General features: G+C 39.8%; 15 protein-coding genes. 4 read left to right on the top strand and 11 right to left on the bottom strand.

Annotation, left to right across the window (positions count from 1 at the left end):
* Positions 1–39: 39 nt before the first annotated feature.
* Positions 40–2,067: an FUSC family membrane protein gene (locus NMK93_RS06450; RefSeq protein ID WP_254528495.1), complete on the top strand. Its 2,028-nt coding sequence runs from the start codon at positions 40–42 to the stop codon at positions 2,065–2,067.
* Positions 2,068–2,073: 6 nt separating this feature from the next.
* On the opposite strand, the gene NMK93_RS06445 is transcribed toward NMK93_RS06450, so the two are convergent.
* Complete coding sequence (locus NMK93_RS06445) at positions 2,074–2,388, bottom strand: hypothetical protein (protein WP_254528493.1); 315 nt, start codon at positions 2,386–2,388, stop codon at positions 2,074–2,076.
* A 568-nt stretch (positions 2,389–2,956) separates the two neighbouring features.
* Positions 2,957–4,444, bottom strand: coding sequence for a sulfatase (locus NMK93_RS06440; protein ID WP_254528491.1), 1,488 nt, complete (start codon positions 4,442–4,444; stop codon positions 2,957–2,959).
* A gap of 118 nt (positions 4,445–4,562) precedes the next feature.
* Between NMK93_RS06440 and NMK93_RS06435 the strand changes: the two genes are divergently transcribed.
* Positions 4,563–5,474 carry a hypothetical protein gene (locus NMK93_RS06435; protein ID WP_254528489.1) on the top strand — a complete coding sequence of 304 codons (912 nt, stop codon included), beginning with the start codon at positions 4,563–4,565 and terminating at the stop codon, positions 5,472–5,474.
* Positions 5,475–5,486: 12 nt separating this feature from the next.
* Positions 5,487–6,401: a hypothetical protein gene (locus NMK93_RS06430; RefSeq protein WP_254528487.1), complete on the top strand. Its 915-nt coding sequence runs from the start codon at positions 5,487–5,489 to the stop codon at positions 6,399–6,401.
* A gap of 73 nt (positions 6,402–6,474) precedes the next feature.
* On the opposite strand, the gene NMK93_RS06425 is transcribed toward NMK93_RS06430, so the two are convergent.
* Positions 6,475–7,395, bottom strand: a complete 921-nt coding sequence (locus NMK93_RS06425) for a glycoside hydrolase family 43 protein (RefSeq protein WP_254528485.1) — start codon at positions 7,393–7,395, stop codon at positions 6,475–6,477.
* A 217-nt stretch (positions 7,396–7,612) separates the two neighbouring features.
* On the opposite strand from NMK93_RS06425, the gene NMK93_RS06420 reads away from it, so the two are divergent.
* A complete protein-coding gene (locus tag NMK93_RS06420; RefSeq protein ID WP_254528483.1) occupies positions 7,613–7,900 on the top strand; it encodes a hypothetical protein in 288 nt (95 codons plus the stop codon).
* Between the two features lie 93 nt (positions 7,901–7,993).
* Here the strand turns inward: NMK93_RS06420 and NMK93_RS06415 are convergent, their stop codons facing one another.
* From NMK93_RS06415 to NMK93_RS06380, 8 genes are all read right to left on the bottom strand, one after another.
* Positions 7,994–8,332: a zf-TFIIB domain-containing protein gene (locus NMK93_RS06415; protein ID WP_185217158.1), complete on the bottom strand. Its 339-nt coding sequence runs from the start codon at positions 8,330–8,332 to the stop codon at positions 7,994–7,996.
* Between the two features lie 188 nt (positions 8,333–8,520).
* The gene (locus tag NMK93_RS06410; RefSeq protein WP_254528481.1) at positions 8,521–10,131 is read right to left on the bottom strand and encodes a RagB/SusD family nutrient uptake outer membrane protein; all 1,611 of its coding nucleotides are present in this window, start codon (positions 10,129–10,131) and stop codon (positions 8,521–8,523) included.
* Positions 10,132–10,180: 49 nt separating this feature from the next.
* Complete coding sequence (locus NMK93_RS06405; protein ID WP_254528473.1) at positions 10,181–13,129, bottom strand: SusC/RagA family TonB-linked outer membrane protein; 2,949 nt, start codon at positions 13,127–13,129, stop codon at positions 10,181–10,183.
* Between the two features lie 295 nt (positions 13,130–13,424).
* Positions 13,425–14,369 (bottom strand): ornithine cyclodeaminase family protein, encoded by a 945-nt coding sequence (locus tag NMK93_RS06400; RefSeq protein WP_254528466.1) that lies wholly within the window; start codon positions 14,367–14,369, stop codon positions 13,425–13,427.
* A 36-nt stretch (positions 14,370–14,405) separates the two neighbouring features.
* Entirely contained in the window at positions 14,406–16,643 is a 2,238-nt protein-coding gene (locus tag NMK93_RS06395) for a S9 family peptidase (RefSeq protein ID WP_254528464.1), read from the bottom strand.
* Positions 16,640–18,055 (bottom strand): APC family permease, encoded by a 1,416-nt coding sequence (locus NMK93_RS06390; RefSeq protein ID WP_254528462.1) that lies wholly within the window; start codon positions 18,053–18,055, stop codon positions 16,640–16,642. The genes NMK93_RS06395 and NMK93_RS06390 overlap by 4 nt, the downstream gene beginning before the upstream one ends.
* Before the next feature lie 16 nt (positions 18,056–18,071).
* Positions 18,072–19,838: a DUF885 family protein gene (locus NMK93_RS06385; RefSeq protein WP_254528460.1), complete on the bottom strand. Its 1,767-nt coding sequence runs from the start codon at positions 19,836–19,838 to the stop codon at positions 18,072–18,074.
* A gap of 26 nt (positions 19,839–19,864) precedes the next feature.
* On the bottom strand, positions 19,865–21,124 hold the full coding sequence (locus NMK93_RS06380; RefSeq protein ID WP_254528458.1) for an FAD-binding oxidoreductase: 1,260 nt from the start codon (positions 21,122–21,124) through the stop codon (positions 19,865–19,867).
* Positions 21,125–21,128: the final 4 nt, after the last annotated feature.

Genomic DNA, 21,128 nt, shown 5'->3' with positions numbered 1-21,128 from the left:
TATTTTTGCGCTGTAATAAATTAATTCAATTATAAAATATTGGTTGCAGCTTTATTTTCGAGGTTATTATCATTTTTAAAGACAGAATCAAGTCTAGATGCACTTCGAAACATCCTAGTCGTTTTAGTTCCCAGTTTTTTCATCTTTTTCTTTATTGATGGTGCTATTGCGGTAGCTTTTGCGGTTGGAGCCCTCCTAGCGGCATTGACCGATGTGCCTGGAAACAAAACCGACAAATTAAGTACTGCGGCTTATTGTCTTCCGATTTTCTTTATTACAGCACTAAGCATTTCCACTGCCCTTTTCCATCAATCCTGGGTAGTTGTTCCGCTTCTAGGGATCTATGGCTTTATTTATACCATTATTGCCTTGTTAGGCTTTCGGGTAAATGTAGTCGGAAACCTAGGGCTCATCGTTGCCAGTTTCACGATTGGCCTAAGACCTGATGATCCGATCAGCTTTAGTCTTTCCGTTACCGCAGGAGCCTTATTCTTTTTTATGGTCTGTATCATTCAGGTTTACCTACATCCCCATCGTTCCTTGCGATATGCTGTAGATGGCGGCTTGAAGACTATGGCACAATTGATCCGCTTAAAAATAGCATGTTATGATGAAAAGGAATCTTTACCAAAGGCATATAAGGAATTAAGTGCGTTGCACACGAAATTAAGCGATCAATTGGAAGCTATCCGATCCATTCTCCTTCGGGATAAAAAACTGCATTCGGAAGCAGACCTGGAGAGCAAAATATGGCTCGCCAAACTATACCAATTAGTCGATCTCTATGAATTGTTGATGGCCATTGACAATGACTACGAACATATCCGAGAGACCTTAAAAGGAGGAAACACGCTGAAATTGATCCGACAATCCTTGTACCTCCTGTCCAAGGAAACCAAAAGATTAACTATTTCCAGTCAAAAGATCGGGCAAAACAAATTCACCAAAAGATATAAATTAGAGGAGCTTCTCTTGCAATTGGAAACGGAGGAGGCTGATGCTTCACCTGAGAAATGGATCTTGATCTGCTCCATCAGCACGCAATTACGGCACGTGGCCGACATCTTGCAAAAGATCCAAGCCAAAGAGATCTATCAAGACATTACCTTGGTGGAGAGCAAGAATTACGCAGATTTTGTGGCTCCTAAGAGCAACATCAAAACAATCCTGCAGAACCTAAGCTTTAAATCTCCGATCTTCTCTTATGCAGTCCGCATGTCTGCCCTTTTGATGGCTGGAGGGCTGATAGGGTATTTCCTTCCCGAATATCGCTATGCTTCTTGGATCTTGTTGACTATCATATTGGTGGCAAGACCTAGTTATACCAATACCCAAAAAAGAAATTACGAACGTATTGTCGGTTCTGTTATCGGCATTGCAATAAGCCTGTTATTGCTAGTGTATATAAAAAATGCTTGGGTGTTGATCGCCATAGCTGCATTTTGTCTTTATTTATTCCTGCTTTTCAACAAGCCCAATTATTTGGTCTGTGTGATTTTTATCACCATTACCATCTTGTTAGGACAGCATATCCATGAAGGCAATATACAAGACCTATTAGGCAGTCGTTTTGCATTTACTTTATTGGGATCGATTTTCGCGGTTTTAGGTTGTTTAGCAATTCCTATCAACCATTATCGCAGCGTAGAACAAAGTACCAATGCTATGCTCCAACATTTCAAATCTTATTTGCATAAAATTGAAGAGAGCTACCAAACCGGCAACCTGAATTATTATGATTTGAGACTCCTTAGGAAGTCTACCCAGGCTTCATTGGCACAATCCTATGATTCCCTTGACCAATTTGCCAAAGAACCCCTTAAAGGAAAATACCTTAAAGCGGATATTGCACATTTCCAGACCCTAGCTTATCGGATCAATGCCCTTTTGGTTGGTTTGTCGGTGAATATGACGAAGTTAGGTTTCACCTTGGAACCCGAGGTCCTGGAAGAGAAAGTTCATTATATCAATGACATTATTTCTGAAGCTGAAGCACTTTCCAAAAAACTGGCAAAGGGAAGGAAAGAGAAAAACGGAAAAACAATTCAGCTGGAGGCTAGTAAGTAGGTTTTGTTACTTTTTCGCGGAAAAGTAAACAAACCGATGAAGCTGCTCATGGATACCAACCCTTCTCTTACTTTTGAAGCCCAAATTAACCAAAACGCGAGGGTACTCATGGATACCAATTCTCTTCGTTACTTTTGAAGCCCAAAAGTAACCAAAAGGCTTCGGCTCATTTAAGATGGCTTTTCGCACAATCCAACACACATGAAAAGAATGCCTTGATGTCGGGAATATCTTCCTGAATATCATCCCTTTTGATGGGATGATATTCAGGAAGCATTCTAAGGCCAATCCCATCGCACGGGTCAACGGCATTCTTTCCATTTTTCCGCCATTGGAAATGAGCCAGCGCTAAAGGGCTTCCTTCGGAAGGATGACATTTGTAGAAAACCAACAGCGGGGGTGGAATCTTTGTAGAAATGTGAACCGTTCTAGGTCCAACCCCTGTAATGGGTGAAATCTTTGTAGAAAAATGTACAATCTATCGGCGAACCCACAGCGTGGGTGAAATATTTTTCTACGAATCCCCATTCCGACCCTAAAACAATAAAAAATGGTTCTCTCATCTTACGATTCGAGATGAGAACGATTCCTAAAAAAAATAAAAAATAGATTCTTCGCTCCGCTCTGAATCCCTCTCAGGAAATTTCCAATTCTGAACGATGAATGAAGAATCTGTACGGTTTTCTACACTAGATTTTGTCATCCTAAATCGAAGATTTAGGAACTGTACGCCAATACATAACAGTTTGTATAGTTCCGAGATCCTTCCTGCGTCAGGATGACGATGAAAATATAGCTTTTTTACGTCCTACTGCCCTAAAAGGGCAAAATTATTTTATGATATACAAAAACGGAGTTCGATAAATCGAACTCCGTTTTTGCTTCATAATTACCCCTTCTTTTTAGGCATAGGAGCCTTATTTTTTTCTAGGGTAGCCTTGAGCTCAGCCTTTAATTCTTCTGCGATCTTATTCATTCCATTTTGCTGGATAATATTATGCTGTTCGCCTAGGTCCTGCTCAAGATCAAACAATTCAAAACTATCATTTCGTAAAGACCAAACCAGCTTATATTTTCCTTTTCGGATTGCCGAACGATAATTAAATCCATCGCCATCTGATTTTGTCCATTTATTGGGAATATGGAAAATCAAGGCACGGTCAGCTCGGGTTGTAGACGGATTTTTTAGAAGGGCTAAATTACTGATACCATCAACTTGCTGTACGGTCTGCACTTTCTTGACCTGAGCCATCTCTAAAACGGTTGGAAAGATATCCTCTACTATTACTGGAACTCCAGAACGCTTATTTTTTACATCTTTATTTATGCCCTTTATGATTAAAGGAACTCGTATTCCGCCTTCGTAAATAGATCCCTTGCCCGAGCGTAATGGCTTATTATGGGTATGTGCAATTCCATCTCGAGGAGGTACGGTACTCAATCCGCCATTATCTGAAATAAAGATAATATAGGTATTGTCATTGATTTTATGTTGTTCTAAGAAGTCCATGACATCGCCAAGGCTTTTGTCCATGCTCTCAATCATGGAAGCGTATTTGGCTTCGTTCTGAGATAAGCCTTGATCTAAGTATTTCTGAAAATAACGACGGTCTTCCATTAAGGGGTCATGCAGGGCATAGTGACAGAGATTGAGAAAAAATGGAGTTTTATGCTGGATCGGATAATCCAAACTCTTGAGCGCTTCGCGGGTTAAGGCTACTGTCAGGTTGATATCCTCGCCAAAATACTCTTGCAAATTCTCTATTCCATGGTAATCCTTGCCGGTGCGTCCAAAATTTTCTTCACCCCAATAACTGGCAGGTCTACCGGTAGATGTTCCTGCGATATTGACCGTAAAACCTAAGGAATATGGGTTAGAACCAGGCGTTCCAGCTGATCCCCAATGGGCCTTTCCCGCTTGTATAGTGAAATAACCGTTGTCCTTTAAGATCTGTGGCAATGCATCAGCATAGATCGTGTGGGCATTTGGAATGGGGCTCATTCCATTATGGTTCCATTCAGGCTCTTCCATTTGTTCATCTTGGTTTCCTGTAGGATTGTCCTTAAAAGGAGCCGTCCAATTGGTCACATGATGTCGACTGGCATTCATACCGGTAATCAGGCTAACACGAGTTGGTGTGCAGACTGGCGTACTATAAGCATCGGTGAATGCTAGCCCTTCCTTGGCTAGCCGTTCCATATTTGGCGTATGATAACTTTTATTAAATTCGGTTGCCTGATCGGCAAAAGGATATGATGTGTCCTGCCAGCCCATATCATCGACCATAAAGATGATAATATTAGGTTTTTGCTGTGCATATGCTGAGCTAAAAGCAATTAATAAGAATAGAATGGTCAGTGTCTTTTTACTAAACATGTTTTCGGTAGATCGATTATTTATTTGATTTTGAATTTAGATTAGTGAGAAGATAAGGATTATTAAAAGATTTTGCCAAAATAATATGCAATCGACCATCGTTTTGCATCATTTAATTATGAAAGCAATAACCTTTATTATCTTAAATTTCCTGACCTGTGTATGCTTTTCGCAAAGCCATTCCTTCATGGAAAATCTGGAGCGTGAATTAAATCCAATTGTCCATCAGGTTCTTGAAAAAGATAGAAAGCATATGCTGATCTTTAGGCTGGACAGTTTAAATGAAGTTCAATTCTACCAAAATAATGGTAGAAATTTAGTGGACAGCCAACAGGTAAAATTGATTATGCAATCCAAAAAAGATTCATTAGCCAAAAATAAATTATATGAATTATATTTCTTTAGGGATTCTATCAGTGATACTACATTTTCAAATTATGAGATCAATGAAGCCGGTACCTTTGGAGTTTATGATATTCCAGCCTCCTATCCTGGGGGTATCAATGCCTTTCTAAAAGTTTTGCATACTGAGATATCGGCTAATCTGAACAAGGATCAAATTGATAATTACGATTGGAACAAAGCTATTTCTTTCATGGTTGACAAAAGTGGCAAGTTGAAATTTATAGAGGATAATAATCTTATTGACCTTGTTGATAGTACTAAAATCAAGAAATGGCAACCTGCTATTAAATACGGCCGTCCTGTTCCACAATATTTCACATCTGAACCGATAAATAAAGTGAAGTTCCTTTTTGAGAATCAATATAGAATTGAGCTTTATAGTTATGATGTTTTGTACCCTTCCTTTAAAGGTTATCCTATAATAATAAGTGATGCTTTGATTAAAGAAGGAAATTATCAAACTATTATATCCTTTGTAAGTGCAAAGGGTTTCTTTGAACCTCACTTAATTAAAGGAACTACAAAAAATGCTACCGAACTAATAAATTTCATAAAATCTAAAGGGATGGAACATCCTAGTTTTCTCCCCCACTTTCCTGGTCGTGTTTATGTTTATTACAAATAATAGAGTTTTATAATGAAGCATATTTTAATGATTGCCTTCATTCTTAGCATGAGCCAGTTTTTTTCGCAGGATCGGAAATCAGGAGGAAGACTACAAGCGGAGTTTGAAAATTTGATATCAAAGGGCCTAAAGCCTGACAGTACTGCATATATTGTAATCCATACGGATTCTAATAAATCATACGAAGTTTCTGTTTCACAAAATATTCAGGCTTATAAATTGGGGATTAAAACAAGTATTGATTCTATAAAACCTGAACTTGAAAAAAACTATCGATACTCCTATCATTTTTTCAAGGATTCAATTAGAGATAAGGTTTATGCAAAATATGGCTCTGAACAAATAAATGAGTGGACACGTTATGAGATTCCAGCCAGTTACCCAAGTGGAATTAATGACTTTAGAAAAATAATTTTTGCTATGATGAAGGAAAACATTGATAGCAGCAAATTAGACCAGTACGACTGGGGCCAAAAAATCCAGTTCAAGATAAAATCATCGGGAGAAATGATTTTTATGAACAAGAATAATCTTGCCGATTTGATAGACCTTAAAAAATTAAGAAAATGGCATCCCACTATGGAATCGGGTTATCTTGTAACTGAATATTTTGAAACCGACACATTATATAAAGAAGATTTCTTAAACGCAAAAACCTTTGATTTTGATGTGAACAGAGTCGATTACTTTTCCATTGACCCCCAGAATCAAGAGGTCAAGGCAAGCAAGGAAAAACCTAGTTTGTCTGAACAGAAAATTGTTCTTTCCTACATTTTCTTATACGATGAATTTTTGGATCCCATCATACTAAAAGGAGAATCCAAGGCAAGCCAAGAATTAATAGATTTTTTGGCGTTGAAAGATTATAATTTTGATTATAAGCTTTATAGTAAATACCCAGTTACCGTTTATATTTACCAAGAATAAAGAGTTTCAATAGGCTGAAAGCATACTTATCTGCCTTTAATAAGATTTTCTATATCCTAATTGATATGATCCTCTATTTTAGCTTAGGACGCAGGATCTTTCCCTTAATCTGCATTATCGGTAACTCATCCTTGCTAAAATCAACGGTTGCAATGTACATTGCCCGTGGATGAATCTTTTCTTTGGAATGATGAGCATGGAACACAATCCGTAATTTCCCTTCTTTATCCCGAAACATCGCACTATGTCCTACACCTACTAAATCTTCAGGCATCTGGAAGATGGGATTTTTATCATACTTAGTCCAAGGTCCTTCGGCGGATTTGGAGGTTGCAAAACCGATTCCGTAATGTTGACTTTCATAACTATTGGCAGAATAGGTCATGTAATAAAGACCTTTATGCTGTATTACAAATGAGCCTTCATTTACCCTTGGCCATACCGTCTCCCAATCTTGGGATACATGGATACAGGGTTTCATACCATTGGTATCAATGGTTATCAGGTCATCTTGGAGCTTGGCGACCCAAATGTTCAGACCATCATTGAAGCGATCGAAATATAAATAAGGTTTTCCATCGGAATCGATGAAAAGTGAATTGTCAATTGCTTTTTCATTTGGCAGCATGGGAGCCTTCATCTCTTGGACAAAGGGTCCAATCAGCGAATCGGAACTTGCGACACAGATATGTTCATTCGCAGAATAATACATGAAAAATTTCTTCTTTTCCTTGATATAGTATACTTCAGGAGCCCAAAACCACTTACCTCCCCAGGAGTCAGCAGATTTAAGGGCAAGGTCAGGCTCTAAAGACCATTCCTTAAGATCATTAGAGGTGTAGACTTGAATGCCATCTGCAGCATTGGTACCATAGGCATAATAGGTTCCTTGGTGCAGCATAATGAATGGGTCTCCCAAAGGCACTAACTTCTCTTGGGCATGGGAACCAATAGCCATAAGAAGAATAAAAACTAGGAGGTAAATAATTTTCATATTGGTAGGTATAGGTGTTTTTGAAAAGGTTTAAGTTACAAAATAAATCTTATTGAAAATTACGGGGTTTTTTAAAGATTATTTTATCGACAATCAACAACAAAAACAAAAACTGGTATTCATAATCGGTAATTATTGTAAAATAGATGTGAGAATACGGGAAACCGTAATGGATGAATCGAATTAATAATTACATTCGCCCCATCACACTAACATCATGGAAACCACAGACTTTAACGTTTGGCTAAACCAAAATGTTAAGCTATCTAACATTAACCAGGTTTGGACCTTGTATCATGCTGTAAGAACTGAAAGTAATGAGTTTTATTCCTTCTCCATCATGAGGGATGAGGAGCGATTATTGGTGAAGTGCTCGAAGAGCCAAAATACCCTGATAATTGAAAATGAGGAGTTAAAAAACAGATTCTTACATACGCTAGAGTATCCTTTTTTGTATCAAGGGGGAATTGATACAGCTAAGGAACTAAGCAGAGATTTAGCCTAAAATATAGGCTAACAGGGTATTCTTAATAAGAAAAGGCAGCCGTGTTGTCTATCCAAAACGACTGCCTTAAAGATTTTTTTTTCCTTTTCAGCCTTAATCAAAATCAAAAAAGTCAGATAAAAAGGATTTCTTCTTTCGAGGATATTTTTGGTTTTGTCCTCTATAGTCCCGATGGTCTCGTTGATCGCGTTCATATCGATCGTCTCGATGATCTCGATACTCTTCACGATAATCCTGCTGATAGGAGTTTTGACGATCATAGCCTTGGTTTTGTCGAGGATCTGGAGCTTGTGTTTGAGTTGAGGCATATTCCATTAGCTTATCTAACTCGCCTTTATCCAACCATACACCCCGGCAGCTCGGACAATAATCTATCTCGACCTGATGGCGTTCTGTCATCAATAATATTTCATTACAATTTGGACATTTCATAGTTCTTCTTTTTCGATGTTCTCATAAAATAGAAAATTAGGATGGTTTTTAAGGGCAAAGGACCGGTTTTTTGACATTTTTTAACAGGAAATGAATTCGTGCTAAGGAAATGGATAAACAGATGACCAGAATCAATAAAAAACCCATCTCAATGGAATGAGATGGGCCGAACTTATATTTAACTTTAACTAATAACCAGGATTTTGCTTAAGATTTGGATTCTTGGTAATCTCTGCATTTGGAATTGGGAAAAGGGTTCTTGACTGTGCATTTGTATGAGGTTTATGGTTAAACCATGATTTTGACTGAAATACGCCAAAACGGATAATATCTTGTCTCCGTCTAGCTTCAGCGGCGAATTCCCAGCCCAGTTCATCTAAGAATCTTCCATACTTCACATCAGCACCTCCATTCGCTCCAGAAACCGTATTGTTCTTTTCTTGCCAGCCGTAATTATAATTACTACCCAACATTAATTGGGCACCGGTAACCTGGGCTTTAGCAGGATTATCCTTAAAGGACCTAGCTCGAACTTGGCTCACCAAAACAGCTGCTTCATTGGCTTTATTGGTCCTAAGCAAAGCTTCTGCCTTCATCATCAAGACATCGGCATAGCGAAACATTGGATAATCATTATCCAAATTATTGGTAGCACCCTGTTTAATCGCATATTTCCCGATCCTATAGCCTGCATTTGAGGCAGCCACGGTTCCATCGCCTCCAATTCCAGGAACTTGTTTTACATAGTTGATGACCTCAGCGCCCGTGCTGACATTCAATTGAGGTCCCTGAATCCAAGTATCCACTAACCTAGTATCATCCTTGTCATAGGAGTCAATAAACTGCGGAACAGCACAATTTCCACCCCAAGGTCCTGCAGCCATGCCATAAACTAGTCGGCTCAATGGATCTAAGGTTTTCATGTGAATTTGATTTCCAAATCCATAGACTTCATCATATGGAACGGAAAATATTATTTCAGGAGAGTTCTGATTGGTAGGAGAAAATACATTCTTGTAATCATCATCTAGCCTATATTGGTTGCTCGCAATAATATCATTAGTTTCTTTGATGACCTTATCCCATTGCGCTACTCCGACATAAACCTCTGCATTTAGATAGATCTTGGCCAATAAGGTCTTTGCAGCCCAAACATTGATTCGGCCATACATCGAACTGACCTCTTCAGAAAGCATAGGAATGACTTCTTCCAGTTCCTTGATCACAAAATCATACAATTCCTTTCTCGTCTTTTGTTGAGGTAGGCTATCATCTCGATAATCAGTCACAATTGGCACATTTCCGTGATTGTCCAACAAAAGATAGTAGGCTAATGCACGAGTGGCCCGCAATTCTGCAATGGCATCTTTTCCAGTTTCTTCTGGTAATGCCAACAGGCCATCTTCAATCTGCATGATCACCATATTTACTTTGGTAATGGTTGCGTAGGCTTGATTCCAAGTATTATAGGGTTGCCATTGTTCGGTGGTCCACATGTGTTGGTGCATCCTTCTGTAAGTTCCACCATCATCCCATCCGTTTGGTCGGACTGGAGTGATGATATGGTCGGCACTTTCCTCCTGAAGGTCGAAATAACCCTGCCAGCCAAACATCAAGGACCTGAAGGAACTATAGGTAGGTGCCACAATAAAGGGCAAATCTCTTTCCTTGGGGTCCACGGTGCTTCCTAAAACCTCAGAGTACACTTCCTCATTTAAATCGGTACAGGCATTGAATGTCATGATCGAACCGAATAAACCACTGAGTAGCAATATGTTTTTTAATTTTAAATTCTTCATTTTGATTTAGTTTAATTGATACAAATTCTGAATGTGATTCATGGTAATCTTAGAATTTAACATTCAATCCGATGGTATAGGTCCGCGTAGTTGGATATCGGTCCCTGTGCTCAATTCCCGGTGCAAACTGAAATTCTCCTTCATAACTTGTAGCCTCAGGATCTAAACCTTTGTATTTGGTAAATGTGACTAGATTCAAACCGGAAACATAGATCCGAAGGTTACTGATACCTTTGATCAATTGTGGTCTGAAGGTATAGCCCAAGGTTAGGTTATCGAGTTTGAAATAATCTGCATCCTCAATGTAGTGGGACACATACACTAAATCATTGTTCAATAACTTACCATCGATCGGATCGTATGCGGTTTTCAAAACATTGTATGCTTTGTTTACAGGATTTTCATAATACATTCTAGGCATATTAAGAATCTGATGTCCGAATGCACCTCTCCAGTTTATGGTTAGATCAATGTTTTTGTATTGAAAATTGTTGTTCCATCCTAAATTGAAATCTGGGATTCCGTTTCCGTAGTATTGTCTATCTTCCACACTTGCATCTTGGATTGGAATGATTTCCCCATTTTGGGATTCCACCAACCATTTCCCATCGTCATCTAAGCCTACAGTTTTCCATACATAGAAATCACCTATGCTCCGCCCTACTTCTACACGGTGTGTAAAGGTTTGAATGGGTTCTCCAGTATAGCCAGCATCAAAAAACTCTTGGGTTACTCCAAATCTGTCATTGGATAGGTTGATCAATTTATTTTTATTGGTAGAAAAGACAACGCCCGTTTTCCATTTCACCCCTCCTTCTTTGTTCAACACATCAGCATTTACCAAAGCCTCGAATCCACTGTTGCTCATTTCGCCAGCATTGATAAACATGGTCGAAGTCAAATACGGAGGCACAGGTACTTCAAACCAGTACAATAGGTCTTTTACCCTTCTGTTGTAATAATCCAAGGAACCGTAAATCCGGTTGTTCGCCAAACTGTAGTCTAAGCCGACATTGAATTCATTTTTCCTTTCCCATCTCAAGTCTGGGTTGAAGTTACGGGCAGGCACGAATCCAGGAACCCATTTCCCATTGATATAGGCTCCTTGATCGAAGGTATAATTATAGCTGATCTGCGAGTTGTATGGAGAACCTGCAATGGTTCCGGTCACCCCATATCCAGCTCTCAGTTTTAGTTGGTTTATAGCAGGTTGATCCAGCAAGAAATCTTCTTTTGCGATGTCCCATCCTATGGAAACTGCTGGAAAATTACCCCATTTGTTGTTTTCTCCAAATGTGCTGGATCCTTCTCTCCTCAAACTCAACATAGCCATGTATTTCTCTTTGTAGTTATAGGTCAACCTTCCAAAAAAGCCAACCAAAGTTGATTCTTGTTTATAGCTATCCATGGTCGCCAAGCCTTCTTTTAATGCCATACCAGATTCCAAGGAATTATAGCTGTATTGATCTGTTGGGAAATTATAATTATAGGCACTGAAGTTTTCGAAAGTATTACGTTGCCAACTGTACCCACCCAGAACTGCGAAGTGATGGTCTCCAAAAGATTTGTTGAAATTTCCGGTCAATTCCATTAGATTTTCCACACCCGCTTGGGTAAATCGGCTAGCAGTACCATTCAGGTTATTTTTAGTGGTATTAACATGATCAAATGATGTTGATGTACCGGTTAAATCATTATCCTGAACCCTAGAAAACATGGCTTTGAAGCTCAAAGATTCAATAGGCCGGTAATCCAAGGATCCATTCATTCTCGTTTCTCTGAATATTCGGTCATTGACCGTTTCGTTGATCATCCCCAATGGATTGTCGTACATATAGGCGTTGTTCTCTTGCCATTTGCCTTCATCGTTGTAGATCCTGTCTGTTGGGTTTCTAATTAATGCTTGCCTCCACATATATGCAGAACTTCCGCCTTGCAAAGCTTTGATGCTGTTGCTGATAATCTGGATTCTGCTCCTTAGTTTTCCATCAAACATTTCATGGTTTAAATCTGCTCTGGCATTTAACCGCTGTTGACCACTTTTCAACAATACACCGTTCCAATCACGAAAATTGACGGTTCCTGTGAAATTGGTTCTAGAATTGCCTCCAAATAAAGAAAGGTTGTGATTGTGGGAGAAAGGGTTTTGAGTCACTTCATCTACCCAATTGGTACTGTGCCCCAAATCAGTGTAATTTTGTCCTTCTCCGATTAACCTTCTATAATCATCGGCATTCATCAGTTCAGGGACCCTAAATAAGGTTTGAAGAGATGCATAATTGTTATATTCGATGGTCGTTCTGCCATCGGTGGAACGGTTTTGTTTCGTCGTAATAAAAATAACACCTCCTGTAGCTCGCGTACCATAAATAGCTGCCGCAGAGCCATCTTTCATGACATCCACCGACTCAATATCTTCCGGGGCAACCGAATTAAAGTCGCCTGGTACCCCATCAATAATAACAAGAGGATTTACCGCACCTTGGATTGAGTTCAAACCTCTTAAGTTGATTTGGGTAGAGCCGTTGGGATCACCGCTCGGAGTCGTAATTCTCAAACCTGCAACTTTACCTTGGATTAATTGACCTGCATCCTTTACGGCACCTTGGTTAAAACTTTCGGATTTGACACTGGCCACTGACCCGGTCGTCTCCCCTTTCCTTTGAGTACCATATCCTACCACGACAATCTGTTCAAGGTTTTCCTCAGATTCTATCAACACGATTCTCAAAGTGGTTTGATTTGTCATGGTGACTTGCTGTGTGGCAAATCCTAAGGAATTAATTGTTAACTCCGTTCCTGGAACATATTCGAAAGAAAATGAACCATTTTCATCGGTCATGAACTTTTGGTTGGAGTTGCTTAGAGAAATTGTCACTCCCGATAATTTCTCCCCTGTCGTATTGACTACTTCCCCGTTTAACTGGATTTTATTTTGAGCAAATAAAACCTGTATACAGGAAAATAGGATGACGAGCATAATATTTGGTTTCTTCATAATGGTTAAATGTTATTTAGACAATTATTCCGAAGATAATAAGGAATGCTCTTCAACATGAGGCATATTTTAGCAAGTGTTTATCAATTTTTAACCCTAATTAGAATTATTAACAACAAATCAACATTAACCTACCAATCAGTCAATTAGATAATCAACATATCATTGACCAAATGAAATAATCTAATCAAAAGAGAAATAAAGGGGAAAACTTAGATCGCTCGCTAAACAAAAAGGTCGCTAAAATTTTAGCGACCTTTGAGACTTTATTTTAGATTTATTTTATGTGCAATATTTATTCAGCAACAGCTTCATAAACCATTAATGCCGCTGCCAGATCTTCAATGGCTAATCCAGCAGATTTAAACATGGTGATTTCATCATCATCCTTTCTTGCTGATTTATTTGCTTTACATAGTTCAACCAGATCAGCTTTCACCTCAAGAGGATCCAAGATCCCTGAAGCGATTGGAATGGCCAATTCTCCGGTTTCATGGAGAGCACCTTCTCTGGAATCCACATAAATTGAGCTTTTCCGGATGACCTCATCGTCAGCTTCTCTGGTCTTCGGGGTGTGGGAGCCAATTAAATCCAGATGAACGCCAGGTTTTAACCATGCTCCTTTGATAATTGGTTCCTTTGTAAGCGTTGCACTGGAAATAACGTCAGCCTTTTGTATTGCTTCTTGGAGATTGTTTGCCAAGCTCACATTTGTAAATCCTTGTTCATTTAAACCATTTACCAAGGACTGAGCTTTAGCAGAATTTCTAGCCCAAACTTCTATGTGCTTGTAATTCCTTACGGCCGAATGGGCTTGGGCCAGATGAGCTGCGACACTACCACTTCCGATGATCAGTAAGTTTTCGACATCTTCCCTAGCGAGGTATTTAGCTGCCAAAGCTGAGGCACAGGCCGTCCTCACAGAAGTTAACTTAGTAGCATCCATCTGCGCCAAGGGCATACCTGTTTCAGCATTGAACAAGGTATATAAGGCATGAATGGCTGGCAGATGTTGCTCAGCGTTTTTCGGTGCCACAATCACTTGCTTGCAGCCTAAATATTTGTCAGTCCATGCAGGCATCAGGATCAATGCGTTTTCTGCAGAATCAGGGGTGTTATAAAAATGATGATGTCGAACCGGCATAGTAAATTTGGAAATAAAGATCTTATATAATGCCTCTAACATCTTATCATAATTCAATACTTGATCTATTGTTTCATTGTCAATCGTTCTCATCATTTCTTTCTGTTTTTATAAATTATTTGAGATTAAATATTATAAATATAAGTTCCAAGCAGGAGGTTCCACTCCGAGTAGATTCTTCACGAAGAAGTCTCTCCTTTTCTTTTCGCCATAATCACCACCCGAAGAATGCCCCATCCCCGGCACCATGATCAATTCATGTTCCTTGCCATTTTTGATCAACTGGTTGACCAACTGATAGGTGGAAGCAGGATCTACGTTGTCATCGAGTTCACCGACAATCAACATCAACTTTCCTTCAAGGCGATAGGCATTTTCTATATTCGAACATTCTGCATATTGCGGACCGATTGGCCAGCCCATCCATTGTTCATTCCACCAAATTTTGTCCATACGGTTATCATGACAGCCGCAGGAAGAAACCGCAACTTTATAAAATTCAGGATGGAACAATACAGCGCCAGTTGAGGACTGCCCTCCCGCTGAGGTGCCATAGATACCCACCTTATCGATATCCATGTATGGATATTTCTGGGCAGCAGCTTTCATCCAAGCAATCCGATCTGGAAAACCAGCGTCTTTCAGATTCTTCCAAGCTACATCATGAAAGGCTTTGGAACGGTTTGAAGTTCCCATTCCATCTATCTGAACCACAATAAACCCTAACTCCGCCAATTCATACATGCCAGACAAGCCAGGGGTAAATGATTTAGGAACAAAGGAGCTATGTGGACCAGCGTAGATGTATTCTATAATTGGGTATTTTTTATTGGAATCAAAGTTATTCGGCCTGATAATGACACCCCAGATATCGGTCTTACCATCTCTACCTGCTGTTGAAAACACTTCAGGTGCTTTCCAACCGCTAGCGGTCAGGTCGGATAGATCAGCGGATTCCAGGTCCAGTTCAACCTTGCCTGTTTTTGCATCTCGCAATACTGCTTTGGGAGCTTGATTTACCAAGGAATAGACATCAATGAACTTAGAGAAATCTTTGTTAAAATATCCTTGATGGTTAGCCAGTTCAGGGCTCAGCTCTTTTAATCCATTACCATCTAAACCAATTGAATAATACCGTACTAAATATGGATCTTCATTTTTATTTCCACCACTGCCCTCGAATATGATTTTGCGGTCAGTTTCATTGACATTGATCACTTTCCGAACGACCCAATCCCCTTTGGTAATCTGGTTCTTCACTTTGCCAGTTTCGGCATCAATTAAATATAGATGGTTCCAGCCATCACGCTCGGAAGTCCACACGATTTCATTGGTCTTTTCTAGGTCTTTTCTGTATTTCTTGCCACTATAGTCAATAAAGGTTTTGCTGGTTTCTGAAATGATCGGTTTTGTTTGACCATTTACAGCATTCAGTTCCAATACGTCATAGCGTTGGTGTCCGCGTTGGTTGTATTCAAAGGTAATGGCATTATTATCTGGTCTCCAACGGATGTTGTACAGCGAAAACTGATTTTCAACTTGCTTAGGATCTACTTCCACAACCTGTGCTGTTTCAACATTTACTATGACAGGGTAATATTGCGAAAGGGCATCCCCAGGCTTTGCATAATCTCTATACTGCAATTTTGGTTGCAATTGATCCGTAGGCGATGACTCTAACAAGGTCAATTGCCGGACTTCAGCTTTCCTGACTTTTGTGGTACTCAGCTTTTTCGAATCAGGAGACCAATCGATTCTGGCAGAGTAATAGAGCCCTGGACTTCCATCGAAAGTCATTTGCTTTTCACTCTTTAGATCTGTTTTCTTCCTGACATAGACATTGTTGTTTTTGATATAGGCTAGATAAACCTGATCTGGTGATTCAACAGGATCTCCTTTGCTATCGTCCCATTTTTGCCCCCAGTATCCAGAACTTCTATTGGCGTCATCCAATTCCTTTTGAATAGAAAGTTTATTCTCCACAACATTCCAACGCCAAACTTTTTTCTTTTCCGTGAATTCGATCTCATTGTTGTTGATCGGTTTTAATCCCACAAAATAACTGTTGTTTAGGGGGACAGTTTCTGAAAGTACCTTGGACATCTGCTCGGATACGGCTACAAGATCAATGATTTTTTTGCTCTTTGTCTGTGCATCAAACAAAACCAGGATGCTTTTGTTGTCCTTCTGTTTCAGTTTGTAGACAAAAGACCCTCCATCTTCAGCCCAAGTGATCTGCTGAGGGATATTATAGATCTTTCCAAAATTATTTCGAACCTCTTTTGCTCTTTTATAATCTTCCAAGGTTCCCTGTGCATAGCTGGAAACATGAAGGATAAACAGCAAAAAAGCAGTAATTCTCAATTTCATAGTGACGATTTTTTAGACTTTACAATAAAATAAATCGGTATGCCTAATAATGTAATAATTATTCCCGGCCAAGTAAACTGTGGTTTGTAAAAGACAAGTAACAATATAAAGGATACTCCCAATAGAATATAAATTGCGGGGATTATGGGATATCCCAAAGCTTTGTATGGTCTTGGTAAATCAGGTCTGTTTTTTCTAAGAATAAAAATCCCGATGATGCAAAGGACATAGAAAATAACCACTACACAGGTGATCATATCCAAGAGATCACCATATTTTCCTGTCAGGCACCATAGACAAGCGATAATCCCTTGCAGCCAAAGCGCATAGCTAGGCACTGCATGTTTGTTAAGCTCTTTTGTCTTTTTAAAGAATAAACCATCCTTTGCCATGGAATAATAGATCCTGGCACCGGCCATGATCAGACCATTATTACAACCAAACGTACTTACCATAATCATAATAGCAAGGACCGTGATTCCGATCGGACCAAATATCTCTTGGGCGGCAACCATCGCTACCCTATCCTTAGGAGCACTTGCCATTTCCTCCATTTGAAGGACCCCAGTATACATTAAGTTGGTCAATAGGTAAATTACCGTGACGATAATGGTCCCTAATGCTAAGCTCAAACCTATATTCCTTTGCGGGTTTTTAATCTCACCAGCAACTGCAGATGAAGAGTGCCAGGAGTCACTGCTGAACAAAGCACCAACCAAACCTGCTGAAATAGCTCCTAATCCTGCTAGAAAGGTATAATCAGATTTAGTTCCCTCCACGGCTAAGCGGCTCAGGTTCCAGGTATCGGCACTATTCCAATTGTGATTCCATACTTCTAGATCAAAGGCTGCAAACCCAAACAAGACGGCCAAGACCAAACTCAAGATTTTGATGAGGGTCAATGTTGTCTGCACGACTTTCCCGTTCTGTACGCCTAGGGTATTGATAAAGGTCAGTAAAAGTATTACGCCGATAGCCAGCACCTGTGCCGATGAAATATGATAGGTCCCGATGGTCAGCAAATAGACATCCTCGTCCAAGCTTGGGAACAAATAGGCTGTAAACTTTGCAAATGCAACTCCAACCGCAGCAATGGTAGCGGTCTGGATCACAGCAAAAAAAGTCCAACCAAATGTAAAGCTGACCAATGGGCCATAAGCTTCTTTCAGATAAACATATTGCCCTCCAGCTTTTGGAAACATCGAGCTCAACTCCCCATAACTAATTGCTGCTGCCAAAGTCATAAACCCAGATATCGCCCACACGATCATCAGCCATCCTGCAGAACCTGTATTCCTGGCGATATCTGACGAAACAATGAAAATACCGGATCCAATCATACTACCGGCCACCAACATGGTTGCATCCAATAGGCCCAATGACTTCTTAAACTCCTGTTTGTTTTCTTCCATAATTTAGGTCGCTGGTTTAGAATTTATAGAATTTCCAAGAAGATTGATGGTCAGGGTTCAGGTTTTGATTGGTCAATATAGCCCGCAGCATCTCCATAGGCATATAGTTTTCTTTGATCACACGGTCATGAAAATCTTTATAGGTCATCTTACCTGAGCCTACCATTTCATCGCTGATGCTCAACAATTGCAAACCGCCGATCATATAGGCCAATTGATATAAAGGATCGTAAGAACCTTCAAAGGATCTTTTTACTTCGCCATGGGCATTTGCAGGCTCATGTCCTACTTGATTTACCAAATAATCTATGCATTGTTGTGGAGTCCATTCTCCGATATGGAATTTGATACTGAAGGTTATCCTTGCACAACGGTGCATCCTCCAGAACAGCATCCCTATCCGCTCTTCTGGTGTTTTCGGGAATCCCATTCTATACAATAGCAGCTCCCAATACAAGGTCCAGCCTTCCGTCCAAAAAGGGGTATTGAAGTTCTGTTCTCTATAGGGTTTATACCGGCGGTTCATAAAATACTGTAGATGATGCCCAGGGATCAATTCATGTTGAACGGTTCCTAGGGAGAAATGTGGATTATTTCCACGCATGCTCATCATTTTCTGGTCGTAGGTCATGGTATTGGTTGGATAGGAAATACTGATCTCTCGACCGCCCGTGAAGAACGGATTGACCAACTGACGTTCTGGTGTCATCATGATCATTCCCCAAGTTTCATCCGCCAAGGGTGGAATATCGATCAATTTCTTTTCATTGATAAAGTTCATGGCTTTATCATACAGTTCATTGATCAATTCAGGTTGCTTTCCTTCAGGGACATAAGAGTTCTTTACTTTTTCCTGAGCTTTCTTCCAATCTTCGCCAAAGCCCATCTCCTTGGAAGCCTTCAAAAGTTCTGCAACACACCATTGCCATTCCTTATCAGCAATTTTCAGGAGCTCATCGGCATTATAGGAAATCATTTCATCCTTCAGCATTTTATTTAACACATCCTTGCCAACGCGTTTGCCAGCGATGTTACTGCCATCATCAAAAGCCTTCAAATCTGATTTCGAGGCTATAAGTTCTTTATACTCCTTTAATTTTTCCTGTAATCGATCATGGGATTTTGGAACCCACCAAGAAAACAGGGGTTCATAGCCATTATAGAAGTCGAATGAGCTTTCCAATCTTAATTTAAGAGATTCTAAGATGCTTTCTAAATATTCTACATCTGCAGAAGGAATAGCCTTTACCCCTTCCAATTTCTTAAGTTCTTGATCAACTTGAGATGATGCATTTTCAAAAGCGGTTGCTACCTCCTTTGCATCCACTGCTCCACCACGTCTTCTTTTCTTCTCAAATTCAAGGATGCTATCTGCAAAAGGCAGGTAACCCTTCACACGGTTATATGCGGTTTGATTGGATTTAAGGTCCTCAATATTCCTTTTGATTTTTCTGTTCAGTAAAATATAATCGACCTGACCATTGGTATTGAGTTTTTTATAGTCAAACTGCTGCAGTTTCTTTTCGTAATCCTGATCTAGCAGAAGTAACCTGCCTATTTGTTCAGGAGAAGCTGCCGCACTCTGAAATCCCCAACCTTTCGGCATCGGTCCATAAAAATAATTGATGGCCTGCAGGTCGTTTCTGTATTGTATGATGTAAGGTTCAATGGGAGTGGTATGATCGTACAAGCCACTTTCTTGAGCAAATGTTGTAGCACTAGTCATAGCGATAATTCCAATTCCAATAAATGATTTAAGGTCTATGTTTTTCCGGTTTTTCATAATCATAATTTAGGTAGGTTAAATTGCTACTGGAATCGGTCCGGATTAAAGCCCGAAATATTCGATTCTATCTTTTCATTGGATAAGATCCTTGCTATGCTTTTACCAAAGGCAGGCCCCAAACTTAGGCCCATCATACCTCCGCCCCCGGCAATGCTTACATTGCTGTATTTCTTGGTCCTCCCTAAATAAGGAAGCCCATCTGGCGAACATGGTCTATATCCAAACCATATATCGTTTGGATAGTCAATTTGAATATCAGGATAGTATTTTGGGATAGATTCAACGATTCCTTTAACCCTGTTCTGGTAGATTTTATCATTCGCAGGGCCCAATTCCATGGTACCACTAAATCGAATTTGATTGTTCATTGGTGTAACGGCAACCCTTGCTTCGAGCAAAAGTGCTGCATGATTCATCGAGGTGCCTTCCTCTGGATTGAACATAAAGGAATAGCCTTTACCAGGCATCAGTGGCAATTTCAAGTGTAATTTAGCACCTATCTTGCCCAATGCTGCTCCTCCAGTTACCACAAACTCATCTGCTTGAAAGTTTCCTTTGTTGGTCACTGCGGATTTGATTTTATTTCCACTGGTCTCAAATCCATTAACTTCAGTTGCATAATGAAATTCCACTCCATGATTGACAAGATAGGTTGTCAATTCCTGCATTAATTTAGGTGGATACATAATTCCATCGCACTTATAAAGAATAGCACCCAATGTATCGACCTTTAGGTTCGGTTCTAATTCTTGCACGCCATTCCGATCTAAAACCTGAGTATCTAATCCTAATCGGTTCGCCTTTTCTGCCAATTCTATTTCCTCATGCTCGACATCTTTTGATTTGTACATCATCAAAATGCCGTTCTGCCTCAGCTCAAAGTCAAGACCTTCTTCTGTAGCTAACTGATCATATAACTTACTGCTTTCCAGATTCAAATCACGGATTGCTTCAGCATTCCTTTCTACATGCTTCTCATTGGCATATTTTAGAAATTTCAGTCCCCAGTCGATCAACCCGAGGTTCAATGATGGCCTAACATAAAACGGGCTCTTACTGTTCAGCATCCATTTTACTCCTTGGGCTACCATTCCAGGTGCTGCCAAAGGTGTAAAATGACTTGGAACAATCATGCCCGCATTGCCATAGGAACAATTGTTCTTGCCAATGTCCTTCTCCAAGACAGTGACTTGCCAACCATCTTTTAATAAATAATATGCTGTTGATAGACCTGCAATCCCAGCCCCGATAATAACTACATTTCCTTTATGGTTTTTTGACACTTTA

It is taken from the genome of Sphingobacterium sp. LZ7M1, from assembly GCF_024296865.1.
GTDB lineage: Bacteria > Bacteroidota > Bacteroidia > Sphingobacteriales > Sphingobacteriaceae > Sphingobacterium.
This window is presented reverse-complemented; position numbering and strand designations above follow the sequence as displayed.